Below are 20630 nucleotides of genomic sequence, written 5' to 3'. Positions count from 1 at the left end.
ATGATATTTATAAATAAAGTAAGGGAATACTCAGATGACAAAGGCGTGGATATCAAGACAGCAATAACCAATGCAATAGATTACTGCATAGAAGAAAATATTATGAGAGAATTTTTGATAAAGCATAAGGCGGAGGTGTTTAGTGTGTGTATAACAGAATTTGATGAAAAGATATATGAAGCAGAGTTAAGAGAAGAGGCTCGTGAGGAAGGACGTGAAGAGGAACGCATCAAGAATATTCGAAAAACCATCGTTCTTTTACACAGACTTAATTTTAAAAATGAAGATATAATCAGGGAAATTTCTCAAACATTTGAAATTCCTTTAGAAACAGCAGGCAAATATATAGAAGATTATTACAACGAATTATCTAAGAAGAACTAATCGTTGCAAGTAATTATATAAAAATTTGCAAGGAAAAGACGCAGAAAGTGAACTGACAAAAGCTATTGATAAGTCAGTCGATGAAGCTGTCAATAAAAATTCTATAACAAGAAAGAAGTGAAAATAAGTATGACAAGAATGTCAGAAAAAGAAACTTTGAGTACTAAACGTAGAATGGACAAAGAAATATCATTAAAGTCATTTATATCGCCAGAGAAGAAGACTCTGGCGATTATTAGTGTATCTGGAATAATATACAATATAGGAATGACAGCCGGTCCATACTTTGAGGGACGTTTAGCCAATTGTTTTTATGAGATTGTTAAGAAAAATAGAACATGGAGAAATATGCTATCGCTTGCAGCTGTATATCTGCTTACAATATTGTTAGTTCAGGCATCAAGATGTATTAAAAGATTCTATGTTAGAAGATTTGCTAATAACATAAGCCGTAGTATGAGACATATCATATACAATAATATAGTATTTATGAATAAGAAGAGTCTTGATAGAGAGAGTACCGGAAACATAATGACTAAAGCAATAGCAGATGTTGATGCATGTGCAGAGGGAATGAGAAAATTTACAACAGAGATATTTGATACAGGAGTTGTGCTTGCGGCATATATAGTTATGCTCTTCGTATATGATATCAGATTGGCATTTATATCAATAATATTTATACCAATAGCATATATAATAGCAGAAAAATTAAAAGTTGTTGTTACAAAGCAAAATGAGAGATATAAAAAATGTGCAGGAGAACTTAATATGTCAACTCTTGATAGAATAGAGAATGCAATTACATTCAGAGTATATGGCAGAGAGAGCAGAATAGATGATGAATACGAAAAGGTACTTTCTGAATATGAGAAAAGTGCAACCTATGCCAATATGTGGGAGAGTGCAATGCAGCCACTTTATAATATAATATCTATGTTTGGAATTATATTTATTCTCTATTATGGTGCTAAAAATGTTATGGGAACAGGATATGCATCATGGGATATAGGCGTATATACAACATTTATATCATGTTTTACAAAGATGGCATTAAAGTCTTCTAAGGCGGCAAAACTTTTTAATGCTGTTCAAAAAGCCAAAGTATCATGGAAACGTATACAACCATTTATGAAAGAATGTAAAGAGCGTGAAGATAACAGGTTAGTAAAATATGATGTTGATAAGATTACAGTTAAGAATGCATCATTTTCATATAGTGATACTTCAAATTCTGATGAATATATTGCCAATAATATTAATTTCACGTGCAAGAAAGGACAGATTGTAGGTATAACAGGTGAAGTGGCGACAGGAAAATCTTTGATAGGAAAAGTACTTATTGGAGAAGGCAGTTATAAAGGAAGTATTTTATTAGATAATATAGAACTTAGAAATATCTATGACAAAGAATGTTATGTTACATATATGGGACATGATCCGGAACTTATGAGCGACACAATTAGTGAGAACATTATATTAGATGATGCAGTATGCTTAGATGATATGCTATCAAAGAACAAAAAACATAGTAATATTGCAGGCTGTAATATATATGATAATTTATATGATATAGATAAAGATGATTATGACATACACGAGAATTCACATAATATAGCTGAGAATACTTGTAATACAGATAAAAGTTTACATAGTATATATGAAAATTCAGAAGATAATAGATATGAGAATATAAAATATAATAATATAAAATATAATAAAGTAATAGAACTTGTATGCATGAGAGATGAGATTAATGATATGCCTGATGATGATAATACCTACATGGGAAATGGTGGTATAAGGATGTCTGGAGGTCAACAGGCACGAATTGCACTTGCGAGAACACTTTATCATGCAGGAGCAATACTTGTTCTTGATGATCCATTTTCAGCAGTAGATAAGAAGACAGAACAGAAGATTTTTAAGAATATTAGAGAATATGCAAAAGATAAGATTATCATAATCATATCACACAGGTTAGAGATATTTAAGCAGTTTGATGAGATTGTTATGTTAAAATCAGATGGAACTGCAATCACCGGAACACATAATTATCTTATGAATAATTGTAAGGAATATAAGACATTGTATGATATACAGAGTAAAGTAGGTGATATAAGTGAATAATAGAATTGTAAAAATTGTTGTGACAACATTAAAAAAACATATTATTATGTCTTTTTCAACATTAATATTTATTGCAGGTGCAGTAGTCACATCATTGATTCCACCATTAATCCTTGAGAAGATGGTTGATGAATTAACAATAGGAAGTATGCCGGCTGTCAGGTCAATTGTATTATACATGTTTTTTATAGCACTTGCAGGAATTATGGAATCAGGGCAGAATGTTGTGATAATAGCACTTGGACAGAAGATTACACATGGTGTAAGGAGTGCTATGTGTAAGAAACTTACTAGAATGAAGACGGAATATTTTGTAGATAATGAGGCTGGCAAGACGGCATCATATTTTGTAAATGATGTTGATGCAGTAGATTCATTATTTACTAATGGTATTGTAAGTATGTTTGCAGATGCATGTAAGGTTGTAAGTATTATAGCGATAATATTTGTAAAAAGTGTAGGACTTGGAATTATTATAGTTATATTAACACCGGTTCTTATGATTATGACAAGACAATTTCAAAAGAGAATGCTTGCTGCCCAGATTAAGAACAGAATAGCAATAGCTAAAGTTAATAATCATGTTCCAGAGACTATTAAAAATATAAGAACCATTAAAAATCTTGCACTTGAGCGATATATGGAACAAAAATATGACAAATATATTGAAGAAAGTTACAAAGCAACAGATAAATCAAATCTCTATGATTCAATATATTCGCCAATAATTATATTTATAAGTTCGTTTGTTGTTGCTATACTCATGGTATTCTCATCATTTGGTGGTATATTTAGCAGCTTTTTTGGAATAACAGTAGGAAGTGCAGTAGCTATAATATCTTATGTAGGTAAAGTATTTGACCCACTTGAGAGTATAGGAATGGAGATACAGAATATCCAGTCAGCGATTGCCGGAATAGAGAGAATTAACGAATATATGAGAAGTGCTGAAGATGAATATAGAGTAAATAATAATATTAAGAGAGATATTCATAGTGATATGCATAATGATGAGTGTAGTAATAATGCAAACAGTAATATTATTAGTATTACAAGTATTAATCCAAATAGTAGTATTACTAATGATAACAATAATCCAAATAGTAGTATCACTAATGATAGCAATAATCCGGATAGTAGATTTGCTAATAATAGCAACAATATAATAGAATTTCGGAATGTAAGTTTTTCATACGATGGCAATAATAATGTGCTTAGCAATTATTCTCTTAGTATAGAAAAAGGAGAGCGAGTTGTATTATCTGGAAGAACAGGAGCAGGAAAGAGTACAATATTCAGACTTATAATGGGACTTTATGAACCACAGAAAGGTCAGATATTAATAAAAGATAAAGAAGCACATACTATAAGTGAAGATAAGAGAAGAAAAATATTTGGCTATGTCGAGCAACAGTTTCATCCTGTAACCGGAAGTATAAAAGACCAGATCACATTACATGATGATTCATATACTATGGAAGAGATTATAGACGCAGCAAAAATAGCAGGAATACATGATGTTATTATGTTATTAAAAGATGGATATGATACATTATATGAAAAAGCAGAGTTATCACAGGGACAGATGCAACTTCTTCAAGTAGCGAGAGCAGTTGTATCTGATCCTGAGATAATGCTGTTAGATGAGATGACAGCCAACCTTGACAGTAATACAGAGAAAAATATATTAAATGCTTTGTTAAATGCATCTAAAGGAAGAACAGTTATATCAATCTCTCATAGACTTATGGAGGAAAGTATGGCTCATAGTCTTTATACACTTGAATAATAAAGGAAGCTCAAAGATAAGCATGAATATCCAACCTGTCATATTAGCAAGTGCAAGGCTGTTAAATTTCATATCCAACAGTGATATAAAAATGTATGCTGATAAGGCTCTAAAAAACATATTAGTCATAGTACTATAAAGAGTAACCTTAAGATCACCAATGCCTCGGAAGAATCCCTGGACACCATTGGTGATTCCTGGTAAGAAGTACATAACGCTTATTAGTTTTAAGTAACTTACACCAAGTGATATAACTTCAGTCTCATTGCTTTTTACGAATAATCCCATAAGCATATCAGAGCATAGATAAGTCACAATACATAGAATAAGTGAGTAGGCAAGTTCGATTTTGATACCACACTTAAATCCTTCACGTTCACGTTCTTTTTCGCCTGCTCCACGATTCTGTGCTATAAAAGTAGTCATTGCATGAGCAATATTCTGTTGAGGTGTTACAGTAAAATCATCAATTTTATTAATTGCTGTATAAGCTGCGATGAATGCAGGACCTTTGGCATTGATTACAACCTGAACAACAACCTTACCAAGTTGTACACACATCTGCTGCAGTGCACTTGTTATACTATATCTAAATGTAGTAACCATAATGCTTTTTTCAAATACAAGCCACTTCTTGCCAAGATGTAGAAGTGGAATTTTGTATTTAACATATATAATACATAGAATACAGCTTATTAGTTCACTTAAAACAGTCGATATAGCACTTCCAAATACTCCCATATTAAGTGTTACAACGAAGAATAAATCACCAACTGCATTAATTACAGAACTTATTATAAGAAAATAAAGTGGTGTCTTACTATCTCCAAGAGCACGCATAGTCTGGGAGAAAAAATTATAGATAAAAGTAAATATAAGTCCTGCAAATACCACTTTAAGGTAGACAGATGAGTCATAGAGAATCTCATCAGGAACATTCATAATGACAAGAACCGGTTTTGCAATTATGAACATAATCAATGAGAGAACTATAGAGAATATAAGACCACCTATCATTGTAGTGCTTATCTGACGGTTAAGTTCATCATATTTTTTCGCACCATATTTAGAACTCATAAGAATTCCGGCACCCATACACATTCCGCTTATAAACAGAATTGCCATATTCATGATAGGACCTGAACTGCCTACGGCGGCAAGAGCATTCTTACCTACATATCTGCCGACAATAATTGTATCAATAGCATTATATGTAAGCTGGAACAGATTGCCAAGCACAAGTGGAATTGTGAATTTGATTAACTTTGGAGTAATTGCACCCTCAGTCATATCGTTTTGCATATCAATCACCTCTGTAAAAAATATCATTTGATATTGGTATAACCAATAGACTTTCATATTCTAGCACAGTGAATGTATAAGATACAATATTTAATTATACAAATTATATAAAATTGTATTGATTTTTATATGTTCGTAATGTACACTATAATTAGTATAGGAACTAAACAAATGCATTTTGTGTCAAATAAGAGCATGAATTATAATAAGTAATGAATGACACAATCCTTTTAAATAAGCAGTAACTGGCTTTTGTAGAATTAATAATAAAGCAACAGTTTAAGTGATGGCTACATATGATGAAGAATAATAAAATATAAGAGAATAGAGAGGTATAGAGCATGAAATATGATAATGTAGTATGTGATAATGTATTTGACGAAGCGATTACATATAATAATCCTGTGCAGAGGGGATTTTTTCCGGATCCTTCAGTTGTAAGAGTTGGAAGTGATTACTATATGGTTAATTCTACTTTTCAATATTTTCCGGCAATAGCAATCAGTCATTCAACAGATATGATTCATTGGGAGCTTATAGGTCATGCGATTACTAATCCAGATTATCTTGATCTTTCGGATATTCGCAATTCACATGGAATATGGGCACCTGATATATCATATTCTAATGGCAGATTTATAATAATGGCAACACTTAGACTTAATGGAGATGGAACAAGAGGTAATGATGTATTACGAAGACAGCTTGTTGTTACTTCTGATAGACCGGAAGGACCATATAGCGAACCGGCATGGCTTGAAGTAGATAGTATAGATCCATCACATTTTGTTGATGATGATGGCAGACATTATATGATTATAAGTCCGGGGATTAATATAGTTCCATTAAGCGATGACTGTACAAAAGTTCTTGGAGAACCAATACCAGTATGGCCTGGAACTGGAGAGAGATGTCCTGAAGGTCCACATATATTAAGACATGGTGAGTACTACTATGCGATTCTTGCAGAAGGTGGAACAGGATATGGACATGGTATTAATGTAGGACGTTCTAAAAATCTGTTTGGACCTTATGAAGCATCACCATATAATCCATTAATGAGACAGACAGATCCTGATGCATTGATTCAAAGAACTGGTCATGGCAAGCTAATTGATACAACTAATGGTGATTGGTGGGTATATTATCTTATGGGAAGAAGAAATCAGGGTAATTATACAACAATTGGAAGAGAGTCAGGACTTGATCCGGTAAAATGGTTAGATGATGGCTGGTTTGTTATCAATGATGGCAATGGTCCAAGTATTACCCAGAGAGCACCAAAGCTTAAGCAGATGAATGTTACTAAGTGGACAAGAGATGATTTTGATGATAAAGAGCTTAATCTTAACTGGGAATTTGTAAGAAATCCTGCAAGAGGAAGCTATTCACTTACAGAACGACCAGGATATATGAGAATATGGACAAGAGATGGAAGATTAGATGAGATTAGAGCGAAGAATACACTGTTAAGACGTGAACAGGAATTGTGCTATGAAGCATCTACAAAGCTTGAATTCTATCCGGCAAAAGATGGTGAACAGGCAGGACTTACCTGTTATTATTCAACAGTAACGTATGCTAGATGTGCAATTTGTTATGAAAATGGCCGTAAGATACAGCTTGTCATTAATCGTAATCATGGAGAAGAACTTATTGCACAGGTAGATGATGTTAAGGAACAGGCTATATATCTTAAAGTAGTTGTTAATAATCTTAAGAGAACGTTTTATTATAGCTATGATGGTGAACATTATGAAGTAGTTGGAATACTTGAGAATTGTATATATCTGTGCGATGAAGGTGTGCCGGATGATCCTAAGAGACATACCGGAACTTTGGTTGGAATCTATGCTAATAATGGTGGATGTGGCAGTAGAATTCCGGCAGATTTTGATTATTTTGAATATTTAGATTTATAATAACATAAGACACTCTTCTTATTACAGTGATATCTTAATTGTTTTGAATCTTAGATTATAGAAGATGAGATTTAATGATAACAATTATCAGTATTAAGCTGTAATGAGAAGGGTGTTTTTATATGATTATTGACAAAGATATAGCTGAGTGCTATTCTGAAAAACGTGTCAATTACTACAGTTATCTAAAATATGATATAGATTTAATTGTAGTATTAGTTAATTGGAATATTATAAAAAATGGAGGAAAAAATATGGATTTAGCAATAATCACAGCGACACAGGTTATAGAACTTTTTATCCTTATATTATGTGGAGCTGTATTATACAAGACTAATGTAATAAAAGAAGAAGGAAAAGGCATATTATCCAATCTGCTTATATATCTTGTAATTCCTGCTATGATTATAGACTCATATACAGCTACATTCGATTATGAGAAACTCACTAATCTCATAAAAGCTTTTGAGTATTCAGCAGTTTTGTTAGCAGTTGGAATAGGTATATCGTTGCTTGTGACAGTTAGAACAGCCAAGGATGTAAGAGGAATCATACGAATGGCATGTTCTTTTTCTAATGCAGGATATATGGGATTTCCACTTATAAAAGCACTGTTTGGTACAGAAGGTTTATTATATGCAACAGCATTTTTGACATTGTTTAATATTCTTATATGGACAGTTGGACTTGGTTATGTAGCAGGAAGTCAATCACCAAAAGAAGTAGCGAAGACAATATTTACAAGTCCGGCGGTATTATCAGTATTCGTTGGATTAGCGATATTCATTGGAAGAATACCAGTTCCGGAGTTTATAAAGACACCAATTGCAATGGTAGGAGATATGAATACACCAATATCAATGGTTATTACAGGTATTACAATCGCAGGAAGTAACCTAAAACAACTTGTTAAGAATAAGAAATTATTCTTTGTTATTACTGTGAGAATGTTTTTGATACCAATCGTAGGACTTCTCGTTATGAAACTTATTAACGCATCAGGTGAAGTTGCGATGATTACGCTTATTCTAGAAGCGTGTCCAACAGCAGCGATAACAACAATGTTTGCAATTAAGTATAATAACAATGAAGAACTTGCTGCAGGTTCAGTTGTATTCACAACCTTGCTTAGTATAATAACATTACCAGTATATGCATTCATACTTAGTTCGCTATTTTAGAATATTGGTGGATAATGATATTTTATATTCTGTAATTAGAATGTAAGTAGATGATAACATTCTTATATTTGGAATGTGAGATATTGGTGAACGATGATATTTTATGTTCTGTAATCCAGAGTATTAGTGTATGATAATATTTTTAGATTTTAATATGGTTTGTAAAAATATTAATGTTTAACAATATTTACTGTGACGAAAGTACTAATTTACCGTCAAAATTATATACAGATGAAAAGGTGATTGTAAAAAAATCATTTTTTATAAGGATTTTCCTTGTTATTCATAATTATTACTAAGCAGTTAATGAAAATTATCCGAAAATTTTACTTACATTTTTATAAAAAAAGTGTTAATATATATTATATATTAATCAGATACAATGGTATGTATAATATAGTGAACATGATTGTTGAACGGTAAGAATTCACTTATTTGCACTTAATTAAAAATGGAGGAAAAGATATGTTTGAAAAGAACAATGTTGTATTTCACACTTCTGCAGGTATATGTCAGATAGACGATATACGCAATGAGAATTTCACAGGAGATGAGAGATTATATTATGTAATGCATCCGGTTAATCATAATGGAAGATCTGTTATCTATGTTCCTGTGGATGCCAAAAAGAGTCCGATAAGAAGTGTATTGTCAGAAAAAGAGATTAATCAGGTTATAATTGATTCAAAGAACGAAGATATTGAATGGATTGATAATAATAATCTTAGAAAAGCGTCTTTCAATGAGATTCTTCATAGTGATAATATCAGTAGAATAATTGCTATGATTGCAATTTTACACAGAAGAAAAGAGAAGATTATGACTAATGGTAAGAAGATGCCAGTTGTTGATGAGAGAATTATGAATGATGCAGAGAAAAAAGTTCATGAAGAATTTTCTTATGTATTATCAATTGAAGAAGAAGAAGTACCTGGATATATTATTAATCAGATGGCTAATGTATATTAAGGGTCTAAAGTCTGATTTATAAGCTAGAGTGTACCCCCCACTACCTTTAGGTGATGGCTAGTTCACAAAGTATTTCAAGCAAGAATATAATCATAGTTTTAGATTAACATATAGCCAGTTAAAAATGATGGTTAAAAATCAATTGTTTGACTAATCAAAAAATAGTTGAAAACGTAACAATGTTATGATATACTACGTAAGTTATTTTACAAATCGCATAAGTTCATTGGTAATAAATTGGAAACGACACATGTGTGTAGCTCACATGATAACGAACAACACATATGTGTCTTTTTGCGCCCATTTTTAGGAAAAGGAGGGCATTGATTTATGCCAAAAACAAAATTACAAAATATTATTTTTACATTAGTCATGGCTTTTGTCATGGTATATGCAATGGTTTGCTATAATGTTGCACTTGATAAGGGAATTATGTCTAACGAAGTATTTCTTATAGCATTCCATGAGATCCCAATTATGTGGCCGATAGCATGTATTCTTGAATACTTTGTTGTTGAGAAGTTATCTAAGAAGTTAGCTTTTAGATTAGTATCACCTGATGATAAGCCAATATTTATTCTTCTTGCAATATCATCAATGATAGTATGTCTTATGTGTCCTGTTATGAGCCTTATTGCTACAATCCTCTTTATGCATCCAGGTAAAGAGATAGTTGCATTATGGTTAATGAAGTGGACACAGAATTTTCCTATGGCACTTTGTTTTCAGATATTTTTTGCAGGACCTGCAGTGCGTAACCTATTTGGACTTTTAGCAAAAAAGGCAGAGAAACATTAATTGCAATTATTAAGTAAAAAAGTATAATCTATAATTTATAAAACTGCGTATCAGTAATGTGACTATTATAAATTTGTGGCGAAACCCCATAGGCTTGCCTGTGGAAGTAGTCAGAAGAGAGATGGTTCAATAATTGATACGCAGTTTTTATATCTTTAATATATCTAAGAAATATTATGAGATAGAAGTATAAATACATATATCCAAAATAAAGCAGCAAATTAATATATTCACAATAAAAGTATTGAAAAAAATGATGATATGATATATTATGTACTTGAAGTTAGTCGCAACTAACAAAAGTAAGCAAGCGTTGATGAATGTAATCTTGTGTTATATACGCCAATTATATGCTGTAGCATATACCAAAGAATAGCATATATTAATTACATAATTATGTTAGTGCTAATATGATATAAAAAGGTTAGTAGTTAGCTTACTTATAATAAAATGATGCCAGGGTCAAAAGCTCTAACTCCACGTGAGCTTACTCATAGGTGGGTGAAAGAACTTTTGACCCAGACATCATTAAAACTAGATTTAGGAAAGGTATGGTGAATATATATGTCCGAATTTGTTACATTATTTATTCCATTTGCAGGAACTACACTTGGAGCTGCAATGGTATTTTTTATGAAAGATAAGATAAGTCCACTTGTTGAAAAACTTCTTCTTGGATTTGCAGCAGGAGTTATGATAGCAGCTTCTGTATGGTCACTTTTGATTCCATCAATAGATATGGCAAAAGCACAGAATATAATAAGTTTTGTACCGGCACTTACAGGATTTTTGTTTGGAATACTATTTTTGTTGGCACTTGATACATTTGTACCACATCTGCATCTTGAAAGTGATAATCCCGAAGGCGTTAAGACGAATCTTTCGAAGACAGCTATGCTTATGTTCGCTGTTACATTACACAATATACCAGAAGGGATGGCTGTTGGAGTTGCATACGCAGGAGCAGCAATGGGAGATACAGGAATAACTGTGGCAGGTGCAATGGCATTATCAATAGGGATAGCAATTCAGAACTTTCCGGAAGGAGCGATAATATCAATGCCACTTAGAGGTGAGGGTGTATCAAGATGGAAATCTTTTATATATGGGATGTTGTCTGGAATAGTAGAACCAATAGGAGGTTTTATCACGATATTAGTAGCAGCACAGGTCAGATTACTGCTGCCATATCTGCTCTCATTTGCAGCAGGTGCAATGATATATGTAGTTGTTGAAGAACTTATTCCAGAAGCTCAAAGTGGCAAACATAGTAATATAGGAACAATAGGAACAGCTCTTGGATTTGCACTTATGATGGTTCTTGATGTGGCACTTGGCTGATGGTAAAAATAGTAAAAAAAGGAATAGTAAAAAAATATTTTGTAAATTAAAAAAAAGTATATTGACAAACAGAAAAAGATTGTGTACAATCTAATTATAAACGAAGATTGTACACAATTAAATGGTATGCAAGGAGGTTACATTATGTCAATATATGATTATTCGGTAATAGGAGCAGATGGCAATGATATCTCATTAAGAGATTATGAAGAATTTCTTACAGACAGGAATGGTAATGTGGTTGCCAGATTTGAGCCAACGCACGATATGAAAGATATCGATAGTCAGCTTGAGAAATATCTTTAGTAATAACATGTAATATCTATCGTAACTTTTTATATTGACTTCAAATCAGATTAGTGATTATTTTTAATAATAAGAACAATAAGAACAATAGGAACAGTAAGAACAAAAAGAAAGGAGAGTTCGCTCTAATATATATACAAAAAATATATCAGAGTGACAGGTGATAATATGGCAAATGACAATATAAGGTACGACATAGCAATAATCGGAACAGGGCCGGCTGGAATATCTGCTGCCATAACAGCTAAAGTTCGTAATAAGAACATAATACTTTTTGGAACATCAAAAGTAAGTGAAAAAGTAAAAAAAGCCCATAAAATTCTTAATTATCCCGGACTTTTAGAAGTAACTGGTGAAGCTTTTTACGAAAAACTATATGAGCATCTTAAGATGCTTGATATTGAAGTTACAGACAAAAAGATAACAACCGTATACTCAATGGGTGATTATTTTGCATTACAATCCGGAAGCGATATGTATGAAGCAAAGACAGTGATTCTTGCAACGGGAGTAGTTAATTCAAGAGAACTTCCGGGTGAAAATGAATGGCTTGGAAGAGGTGTAAGTTATTGTGCAACATGTGACGGAACATTTTATCGGGATAAAAGAGTTGCAGTAATTGGATACAATGCAGAGACATTCGAAGAAGTAAAATATCTCGCAGAGATTGCAAAAGAAGTTCTCTATTTTAGAATATATAAGAATGAACAAGACGAACTTATGAATATAGAAAGTGCCAAAAATATTAAGATTATAACAGAAATTCCGAGATCATTAAGAGGAGAGAAAACAAACAGAATAATAGTTACTGATAATGGAGAATATAGTGTTGATGGTATCTTCATATTAAGAGATAGCATAGCACCTGATAAACTTGTACCGGGACTAAGGACAGATGGCACTCATATAGAAGTTAATCTTAATATGGAGACATCAATAGAGGGCTGTTTTGCCTGTGGTGATATAGCCGGAAGACCCTATCAGTATGTAAAGTCAGCCGGACAAGGTAATGTTGCAGCATTATCAGCAGTTGCATATCTTGCACATATGTAATGCATATACTAATTTGTCAAAAACAATATGCAGTAAAAAGTACAATAAACGATAACAGATTAATGCAAGGCGATAGTGATTACCTTGCAAAATAAGAAAGGATGTATTAATATGGTAAAGAAAATAGTAAATAATAATTTGGAAGAAGCAGTAAAAAATAAATATGCAGTACTTGATTTTTCAGCAACATGGTGTAACCCATGTAAGATGCTTGCACCTGTTCTTGAAGAAGTATCAGGAGAATATGATAATGTTGAATTCTATGGTATTGATGTTGATGAGAATCATAGTCTTGCTGTACAATTTGGAATAGTTAATATTCCGGCATTAGTAATTCTAAAAGATGGACAACCTGTAAGTCAGAATGTTGGCTTTGTCCCAAAAGCAGCACTTAAGCAATTTATAGATGAGACAGTTAATAGATAATATTTTTCGCATATTAGCGCTTCTTGAATAATGGAAATGGCAGGGATTATTTGATGTGTGATGATAAATATGAATGTTTAAAAATAGGAAATCAGCTATGTTTTCCATTATATGCGTGTTCAAAAGAGATAGTAAGAAGATATAAACCATTTCTTGATGAGCTTGATTTGACATATACACAGTATATTGCGATGATGGTAATGTGGGAACATAAGAGAATTAATGTAAAAGATATGGGCAAAATATTGTATCTTGATTCAGGAACACTTACACCTGTATTAAAAAAACTTGAGTCTAAAGGCTACATTATAAGAGAGAGAGATAAGACTGATGAGCGTGTACTTAATGTAATAATTACTGATGAAGGCGAAGAATTAAAAGAAAGAGCAATTCTTATTCCAGATAAATTATGTGCATGTGTAAGCCTTGATAAAGAAGAAGTGGCAGCTCTTAAGAAGATATTAGATAAGCTTATGAATAAATTTTGTGAATAAATCAATCAAAAATACTTGACAATTGAATACAATGTAGTAATATTATCTCAAAAGCCTGTTAGCACTCGGCAGTTTTGAGTGCTAACAATATTAAAAACAGCAAGTCAAAGTTTGGTATAAAACTTTGACTTGCTGTATGTAGATATATTAAGGAGGCGTATTATTATGATAATAAGACCTATTTATGATTTGCTTTTACTTCCGGATGTTAGTTTTTTCTTTGATAAAGAGAGTTTTTTAAAGGGAGAGAATCCTAAAAAAGGTGATGAAGTTTTATTTCTTCTTGAAAAGGAAGATGTTGATCCAGAAGAATATACATCAGATGATTTTTATCCGATAGGACTTGTCGGTACATTTGAGAAGATAGTTGATGATAATGTTCATATAATAATTAGAAAAAGAGTTGATGTATCAGATATAAAAGTTAATGGGGAACAGTTTAGTGCAGAATATTGTGAGAGTCAGGAGATTGATGATTTTAGCGAAGAAGATGAAAAAGAACTTTTTAAAGAAGTACAGATTAGGCTTGTATCTTTTATGAAAAAATATCAATGGGATATGAGACTTGTAAGATTTCTTATGCATCTTGACACATTATCGAACTTAGTATGCGCACTTTCGCCATATGTAAGTTCGGGATGGGAAGAAAAATATGGAATAATAGCCAGCCCGTCAAGAAAAGAACGCTTTAATAAGATAAAAGATATTATATATGAATATATAGCTATGTATGAAGTGAGTGATCTTGCAGAGCATAGTCAGAATGAAGAACAGCAGAATGCATATAAAGAGATGGCACTTAAGAAGAAGATAGAATTCTTACAGAAACAGTTAGACGATATGCATCCTGAGAATGTATCTGATGAACGAATGTTTGAAAAAAAGATTAATGAATCAGGAATGAATGAAGAAGCTAAGCGGGAAGCAGAGAGAATGCTTAGAAGACTTAAGCTAGAAGGTAGCGAGAGTCATGAATATGGTATGCTTTATGATTATCTTGATTTTATGACATCACTCAAATGGAAAGTTGATGAACAGCCGGATATAGATCTTAAGAGAGCAGAGGAAGTTCTTGACGCTAATCATTATGGATTAAAAAAAGTTAAGAGAAGAATAGTTGAACAGCTTGCAATTATGGCACTTAAGAGTAGCCAGACAGGTTCGATTCTATTATTTACAGGTCCTCCGGGAACAGGTAAGACAAGTATCGGTAAGAGTATAGCAAAAGCACTTTCAAGAAAATATGTAAGAGTAAGTCTTGGTGGTGTTCATGATGAATCAGAGATTAGAGGGCATAGAAGAACTTATGTAGGAGCGATGCCTGGAAGAATAATGGATGGAATAAGAAAGAGTGGTTCAGCTAATCCGGTTGTTGTACTTGATGAAGTTGATAAGCTTGGTGACGGAAGTTATAATGGAGATCCGTCAAGTGCACTTCTTGAAGTGCTTGATCCTGAACAGAATAGTACTTTTACAGATCATTATCTTAATGCACCATACGACTTGTCAAAAGTTATATTCGTATGTACAGCCAACTCAACAGACACTATACCGGAACCACTCTTAAATCGTATGGAAGTTATTAATTTTAATGGATATACACCGATTGAAAAGTTCTATATAGCGAAAGAACATCTAATTCCAGAAGCTATGAAAGAGACTGGTATAAGTACTAAGAATGTTAAGATAACAGATGATGCAATACGTAAGATAATAAGTGGATATACAGCAGAAGCAGGTGTAAGAGGACTTAAGAAACAGATTAACAAATTGCTTCGTCATGTTGCATATAAGATTGCATTAGGAGAAAGTAAGAAGATAACAGTTGGTGTTACTAAATTGCATGAATATCTTGATGAACATGAATATATGCATGAGACTCTTAATCGTAAGAATAGACCAGGTATAGTAACAGGGCTTGCATGGACACAGGCAGGTGGAGAGATATTATTTATCGAGAGTGCATTTACAAAAGGTGATGGCAAATTACAGATTACAGGACAACTTGGAGATGTAATGAAAGAGTCAGTCCAGATAGCTGTAAGCCTTACAAAGATGCTATATTCTAAGTATGCAGATAAGTTTGATGAAAATGATCTTCATATTCATGTACCTGAAGGTGCTGTTCCAAAAGATGGTCCATCAGCAGGTGTTACAATCACAACTGCACTGATATCACTTATTACAGGTAAAGAAGTTGATCCACATATAGGAATGACTGGAGAGATATCATTAAGAGGTTATGTAATGCCAATAGGAGGACTTCCAGAGAAACTGATGGCAGCAGAAAGAGCAGGCGTTAAGAAAGTTCTTATACCAAAAGATAATGTTAAAGATCTTGATGAAGTTCCTGATGAGACAAAAGATAAGTTAGAGATTATACCGGTTGAGACCATAAAAGACGTTGTAAAAATAGTATTTGACAAATAGAATACATAATAAAGCGAAAGCACATAGTACCAGATATAAAATGGTATTATGTGCTTTTTTGTTATACATTATAAGTCTTTCAAGAAAGTCTGTTGGCAGCTTGAATTATAAGTCGTGTATATCAGATGTATTTAATAATTAATATTATCAGTCAATATAAACAGTCATAATCGGTGACGAATGTAAGAAGTGAAAGTAAAACGTCAAAAACGTGCATGAACACAAGAAAATTATGCAAAAATCCCTTAAAAACATCATTAAAACATCGAAAACATCACATATCTTACTACTCTTGAAAAAGATAACATGATTTATATATAACAAATGTAGATTAACATAATTATATTCTGTACAAAATGCACAAAAAAGAAAAAAATATTTGTGAATTAGTTTGATTGAAAATGAACGAATATGACGGTATAATAAACTCAACAAAGAAAAAACAATCATACAAAAGCATATAATGCTGACGTATAGAATCATACAAAGTATAAGATAATAACAATGAATATTTTATACAAAATAATAGACGTCAGTTATTACCTGCTTAGAAAGGAGAAGTGACTCAATGATATATACCGTAACATTTAATCCATCACTTGACTATATAGTTGATGTTGATGATTTTAAGCTTGGAATGACTAACAGAACAAAGACAGAACTTATGCTTCCGGGGGGCAAAGGAATTAATGTATCGATTGTTCTTAAGAATCTTGGATTTGATAATGTTGCACTTGGCTATATGGCGGGATTTGTTGGCAAAGAAATCGAGAGAAGAGTTTCAGAATTTGGAATTAAGACAGAATTCATCGAGATTAGAGAAGGAATCTCAAGAATTAATCTTAAACTCAAATCAATTGACGGTACTGAGATTAATGGACAGGGTCCGGTTATAGATGAAGAGAATATAAGACTTCTGATGGCAAAACTTGATAATCTAAAAGGAGGTGACATACTTGTTCTAGCAGGAAGTATTCCATCATCGATGTCAAGTGACACATATATGAATATAATGAGACAGCTAAAAGACAGAGGCATTATGTTCGTTGTTGATGCGACAAGCAAGCTTCTTATGAATGTCCTTCCTTATGGTCCATTTTTAATAAAGCCTAATCAGCATGAACTTGGAGAGATATTCGGTGTTACACTTCAGACAAAAGAATCAGTTGTACCATATGCAATGAAACTTCAGGAAAAAGGTGCAAGAAATGTACTTATATCTATGGGAGGAAAAGGTGCAGTCCTTGTAGCAGAAGATGGAAGTGTATATGAAGCACCGGCACCAAAAGGCGAACTTATCAATTCAGTCGGTGCAGGAGATTCGATGGTAGCAGGATTTATAGCAGGATATCAAAAAAGTGGTTCTTATGAAGAAGCATTTAAGATGGGGATATCAACAGGAAGTGCAAGTGCTTTTTCTAAAAATCTGGCAACAAAAGAGGAAGTTATGGACTTGTACAGACAAGTAGATGTTACCAGAAAAAGATAATACAAGATAATGCAAAATAATGTAGAAAGTATATTAAAGAATAAAACAGGGTGTAAAGATTACTAACTGTGTAAGGGAAGACACAGAATATAATATATGAGTATAGCGAATACTCAGAATAGGAGGTTTATATGAGAATTACGGATTTATTAGACAAGAGAAGTATTAATCTTAATGCTTCACCAAAGACAAAAGAAGAAGCACTTAATGAAGCAGTTGCACTTATGGCAAAAAGTGGCAAGATTAAAGACACAGAAGCTTATAAAAAGCAGGTATTTAAGAGAGAAGAAGAGAGTACAACAGGTATTGGAGAGGGCATTGCAATTCCACATGGCAAATGTAGTGCAGTTACAAAACCTGGACTTGCAGCAATGGTAGTAAAGAACGGAGTTGACTTTGATTCACTTGATGGTGAACCAGTTAATATCATTTTCCTTATTGCTGCACCTGATACAAAAGATAATGTACATCTTGATGTATTAAGCAAGTTATCAGTACTTCTTATGAATGAAGAATTTACAGAATCACTAAAATCAGCAAAGAATGTTGATGAATTTTTAAAGATTATTGATGAAGCTGATAACGAAGCAAAGAGTATTGACGCGAGATTAGAAGCTACATCAGGCAACAATGCGAAGATTCTTGCAGTTACATCATGTCCAACAGGTATTGCACACACATATATGGCAGCGGAAGGAATTGAAAAAGCAGCTAAAAAAGCAGGATGTGCAGTTAAGATTGAGACAAGAGGGTCAGGTGGTGCGAAAAATGTACTTACTGCTAAAGAGATTGAAGAAGCAGATTGCATTATTGTCGCAGCAGATGCACAGGTACCAATGGACAGATTTGATGGCAAACATGTTATAGAATGTCCGGTATCAGATGGAATCAATAAAGCAGATGAACTTATACAGAGAGCACTTAGAAAAGATGCACCTGTATATACATCTAAGAATGCACCACAGAAGTCAGAGACTAAAAAAGGCGGAATCGGACATCAGATATATACACAGCTTATGAATGGTGTATCACATATGCTTCCATTCGTAGTAGGTGGTGGTATTCTTATAGCAATAGCTTTCCTTATTGATGGTTTCAGCGTTGATATCAATTCATTAGCTGAAGCAGATAGAAGTAACTTTGGTACAATTACACCAATAGCAGCATTATTCAAAGGAATAGGTGGTGCCGCATTTGGATTCATGCTTCCAATACTGGCAGGTTATATTGCTATGGCAATCGGTGACAGACCGGCACTTGCACTTGGATTTGTAGGTGGTTATATAGCAGCTAATGGTAAGTCAGGTTTCCTTGGAGCAATAGTTGCAGGTTTCCTTGCAGGATATCTAATCCTTGGACTTAGAAAAGTATGTGAAAAACTTCCGGAAGCTCTTGAAAAAATAGCACCAGTTCTTATATATCCTGTAGTGGGTATTCTTGTTACCGGACTTTGCATGAACTATATTGTTGAACCAATAATGGGTATAATTAATACAGGCCTTAATAATGGACTTGCAAGTATGGGTGATTCAAGCAAATTGTTACTTGGTTTTGTCCTTGCAGCAATGATGGCAATAGATATGGGTGGTCCATTCAATAAAGCAGCTTATCTATTTGGTACAGGAGCAATCGCAGCTGGTAATTATGACATAATGGCAGCAGTTATGATTGGTGGTATGGTTCCACCTTGCGCAATCGCACTTGCAACAATATTATTTAAAGATAAATTTACAAAAGAAGAAAGAGAATCAGGTCCAACTAACTTTGTAATGGGACTTGCGTTTATAACAGAGGGTGCTATTCCTTATGCAGCAGCAGATCCACTTCATGTAATACCATCATGCCTTATAGGTTCAGGTGTTGCAGGTGCATTAAGCATGATATTCAAATGTACACTTATGGCTCCTCATGGTGGAATCTTCGTATTCCCTGTAGTAGGTAATGCTTTGCTATATATTGTAGCACTTGTAGCAGGAACAGCAGTATCAACATTATTACTTGGTATTCTTAAGAAAAAAGTAGTACAGTAAAAATACACAAAAAAAGATGCGCAAATATAAAATTTATAGTAAAAATGCTGTAAAAAGATTAAAAAACTATAAAGAATATGACTTAAGCAGCCGAAAAAATAGTGTAAGCAAATAGTTTATAAGGTGATTATGAAATATAATTTGTTTTTATTCAGCCATACTTTTCCTAAAATATTCATAATCACCTTACAATAAAAATTGTTAAACCAATAGGAAAAGTGATTGAATAATTAAAAACCAAAAATATAAATATCAATAATAAGAAAGGAAGTATTTAATATGAAACAGTTCAATTATACAATAACAGATCCAGAAGGAATTCACGCACGTCCAGCAGGAGAGCTTGTTAAAGCGGCTAAAGAATTCGAGAGCAAGATTACATTAGAAAAAGATGGAAAAAGTGGTGATTGCAAGAAGATTTTTACAATTATGGCACTTGCAGTAAAGAATGGTAATGAAGTAACAATTACATGCGAAGGTCCTGATGAAGATGCAGCAGCAGCTAAGATGCAGGAATTTATGAAAGAAAAGATGTAATAGTTTTTATATTCAATATATGAAGGGGACACAATATGTCCTCTTTATA

General features: G+C 32.9%; 16 protein-coding genes and 1 pseudogene. 16 read left to right on the top strand and 1 reads right to left on the bottom strand.

Annotation, left to right across the window (positions count from 1 at the left end):
* From KQI85_RS08300 to KQI85_RS08290, 3 genes and pseudogenes are all read left to right on the top strand, one after another.
* Positions 1-384, top strand: a pseudogene (locus KQI85_RS08300) (hypothetical protein); the annotation flags it as partial.
* Positions 385-513: 129 nt separating this feature from the next.
* The gene (locus tag KQI85_RS08295; protein ID WP_216575625.1) at positions 514-2514 is read left to right on the top strand and encodes an ABC transporter ATP-binding protein; all 2001 of its coding nucleotides are present in this window, start codon (positions 514-516) and stop codon (positions 2512-2514) included.
* The gene (locus tag KQI85_RS08290; RefSeq protein WP_371820572.1) at positions 2507-4303 is read left to right on the top strand and encodes an ABC transporter ATP-binding protein; all 1797 of its coding nucleotides are present in this window, start codon (positions 2507-2509) and stop codon (positions 4301-4303) included. The genes KQI85_RS08295 and KQI85_RS08290 overlap by 8 nt, the downstream gene beginning before the upstream one ends.
* Here KQI85_RS08290 and KQI85_RS08285 read toward each other — a convergent pair.
* On the bottom strand, positions 4244-5605 hold the full coding sequence (locus KQI85_RS08285) for an MATE family efflux transporter (RefSeq protein ID WP_216575624.1): 1362 nt from the start codon (positions 5603-5605) through the stop codon (positions 4244-4246). The two genes, KQI85_RS08290 and KQI85_RS08285, sit on opposite strands and share 60 nt — an antisense overlap.
* 341 nt (positions 5606-5946) lie before the next feature.
* Between KQI85_RS08285 and KQI85_RS08280 the strand changes: the two genes are divergently transcribed.
* The 13 genes from KQI85_RS08280 (at position 5947) to KQI85_RS08220 (ending at position 20581) form a co-directional block, all read left to right on the top strand.
* The gene (locus KQI85_RS08280) at positions 5947-7527 is read left to right on the top strand and encodes a glycoside hydrolase family 43 protein (protein WP_216575623.1); all 1581 of its coding nucleotides are present in this window, start codon (positions 5947-5949) and stop codon (positions 7525-7527) included.
* Positions 7528-7649: 122 nt separating this feature from the next.
* Positions 7650-8708 (top strand): AEC family transporter, encoded by a 1059-nt coding sequence (locus tag KQI85_RS08275; protein WP_253293795.1) that lies wholly within the window; start codon positions 7650-7652, stop codon positions 8706-8708.
* A 465-nt stretch (positions 8709-9173) separates the two neighbouring features.
* Positions 9174-9677, top strand: a complete 504-nt coding sequence (locus tag KQI85_RS08270) for a CarD family transcriptional regulator (protein WP_216575622.1) — start codon at positions 9174-9176, stop codon at positions 9675-9677.
* Positions 9678-10007: 330 nt separating this feature from the next.
* Positions 10008-10475, top strand: coding sequence for a DUF2798 domain-containing protein (locus tag KQI85_RS08265; RefSeq protein WP_216575621.1), 468 nt, complete (start codon positions 10008-10010; stop codon positions 10473-10475).
* Between the two features lie 564 nt (positions 10476-11039).
* On the top strand, positions 11040-11816 hold the full coding sequence (locus KQI85_RS08260; protein ID WP_216575620.1) for a ZIP family metal transporter: 777 nt from the start codon (positions 11040-11042) through the stop codon (positions 11814-11816).
* Positions 11817-11960: 144 nt separating this feature from the next.
* Positions 11961-12122, top strand: a complete 162-nt coding sequence (locus KQI85_RS08255) for a hypothetical protein (RefSeq protein ID WP_216575619.1) — start codon at positions 11961-11963, stop codon at positions 12120-12122.
* A 168-nt stretch (positions 12123-12290) separates the two neighbouring features.
* Positions 12291-13175, top strand: a complete 885-nt coding sequence (locus KQI85_RS08250) for an NAD(P)/FAD-dependent oxidoreductase (protein WP_216575618.1) — start codon at positions 12291-12293, stop codon at positions 13173-13175.
* A gap of 111 nt (positions 13176-13286) precedes the next feature.
* Complete coding sequence (gene trxA, locus KQI85_RS08245) at positions 13287-13601, top strand: thioredoxin (RefSeq protein ID WP_216575617.1); 315 nt, start codon at positions 13287-13289, stop codon at positions 13599-13601.
* A 53-nt stretch (positions 13602-13654) separates the two neighbouring features.
* The gene (locus KQI85_RS08240) at positions 13655-14095 is read left to right on the top strand and encodes a MarR family winged helix-turn-helix transcriptional regulator (RefSeq protein WP_216575616.1); all 441 of its coding nucleotides are present in this window, start codon (positions 13655-13657) and stop codon (positions 14093-14095) included.
* 165 nt (positions 14096-14260) lie between these two features.
* Positions 14261-16525, top strand: a complete 2265-nt coding sequence (gene lon, locus KQI85_RS08235) for an endopeptidase La (protein ID WP_216575615.1) — start codon at positions 14261-14263, stop codon at positions 16523-16525.
* 568 nt (positions 16526-17093) lie between these two features.
* Positions 17094-18014, top strand: a complete 921-nt coding sequence (gene pfkB, locus KQI85_RS08230; RefSeq protein ID WP_216575614.1) for a 1-phosphofructokinase — start codon at positions 17094-17096, stop codon at positions 18012-18014.
* A 131-nt stretch (positions 18015-18145) separates the two neighbouring features.
* The gene (locus KQI85_RS08225; protein ID WP_216575613.1) at positions 18146-20044 is read left to right on the top strand and encodes a fructose-specific PTS transporter subunit EIIC; all 1899 of its coding nucleotides are present in this window, start codon (positions 18146-18148) and stop codon (positions 20042-20044) included.
* 279 nt (positions 20045-20323) lie between these two features.
* Positions 20324-20581 (top strand): HPr family phosphocarrier protein, encoded by a 258-nt coding sequence (locus tag KQI85_RS08220; protein ID WP_216575612.1) that lies wholly within the window; start codon positions 20324-20326, stop codon positions 20579-20581.
* The last annotated feature ends 49 nt before the right edge of the window (positions 20582-20630 follow it).

The organism is Falcatimonas sp. MSJ-15 (genome assembly GCF_018918265.1).
Lineage (GTDB): Bacteria > Bacillota > Clostridia > Lachnospirales > Lachnospiraceae > Falcatimonas.
Note: the sequence above shows the minus strand (reverse complement) of the source record. Positions and strands in the feature narration are given on the sequence as shown.

Excerpts from the sequence above, each read along its gene's own strand:
- KQI85_RS08295 (WP_216575625.1), top strand. The coding sequence starts at position 514 with ATGACAAGAATGTCAGAAAAAGAAACTTTGAGTACTAAACGTAGAATG.
- KQI85_RS08285 (WP_216575624.1), bottom strand. The coding sequence starts at position 5,605 with ATGCAAAACGATATGACTGAGGGTGCAATTACTCCAAAGTTAATCAAA.
- KQI85_RS08280 (WP_216575623.1), top strand. The coding sequence starts at position 5,947 with ATGAAATATGATAATGTAGTATGTGATAATGTATTTGACGAAGCGATT.
- KQI85_RS08275 (WP_253293795.1), top strand. The coding sequence starts at position 7,650 with ATGATTATTGACAAAGATATAGCTGAGTGCTATTCTGAAAAACGTGTC.
- KQI85_RS08270 (WP_216575622.1), top strand. The coding sequence starts at position 9,174 with ATGTTTGAAAAGAACAATGTTGTATTTCACACTTCTGCAGGTATATGT.
- KQI85_RS08265 (WP_216575621.1), top strand. The coding sequence starts at position 10,008 with ATGCCAAAAACAAAATTACAAAATATTATTTTTACATTAGTCATGGCT.
- KQI85_RS08260 (WP_216575620.1), top strand. The coding sequence starts at position 11,040 with ATGTCCGAATTTGTTACATTATTTATTCCATTTGCAGGAACTACACTT.
- KQI85_RS08255 (WP_216575619.1), top strand. The coding sequence starts at position 11,961 with ATGTCAATATATGATTATTCGGTAATAGGAGCAGATGGCAATGATATC.
- KQI85_RS08250 (WP_216575618.1), top strand. The coding sequence starts at position 12,291 with ATGGCAAATGACAATATAAGGTACGACATAGCAATAATCGGAACAGGG.
- trxA (WP_216575617.1), top strand. The coding sequence starts at position 13,287 with ATGGTAAAGAAAATAGTAAATAATAATTTGGAAGAAGCAGTAAAAAAT.
- KQI85_RS08240 (WP_216575616.1), top strand. The coding sequence starts at position 13,655 with ATGTGTGATGATAAATATGAATGTTTAAAAATAGGAAATCAGCTATGT.
- lon (WP_216575615.1), top strand. The coding sequence starts at position 14,261 with ATGATAATAAGACCTATTTATGATTTGCTTTTACTTCCGGATGTTAGT.
- pfkB (WP_216575614.1), top strand. The coding sequence starts at position 17,094 with ATGATATATACCGTAACATTTAATCCATCACTTGACTATATAGTTGAT.
- KQI85_RS08225 (WP_216575613.1), top strand. The coding sequence starts at position 18,146 with ATGAGAATTACGGATTTATTAGACAAGAGAAGTATTAATCTTAATGCT.
- KQI85_RS08220 (WP_216575612.1), top strand. The coding sequence starts at position 20,324 with ATGAAACAGTTCAATTATACAATAACAGATCCAGAAGGAATTCACGCA.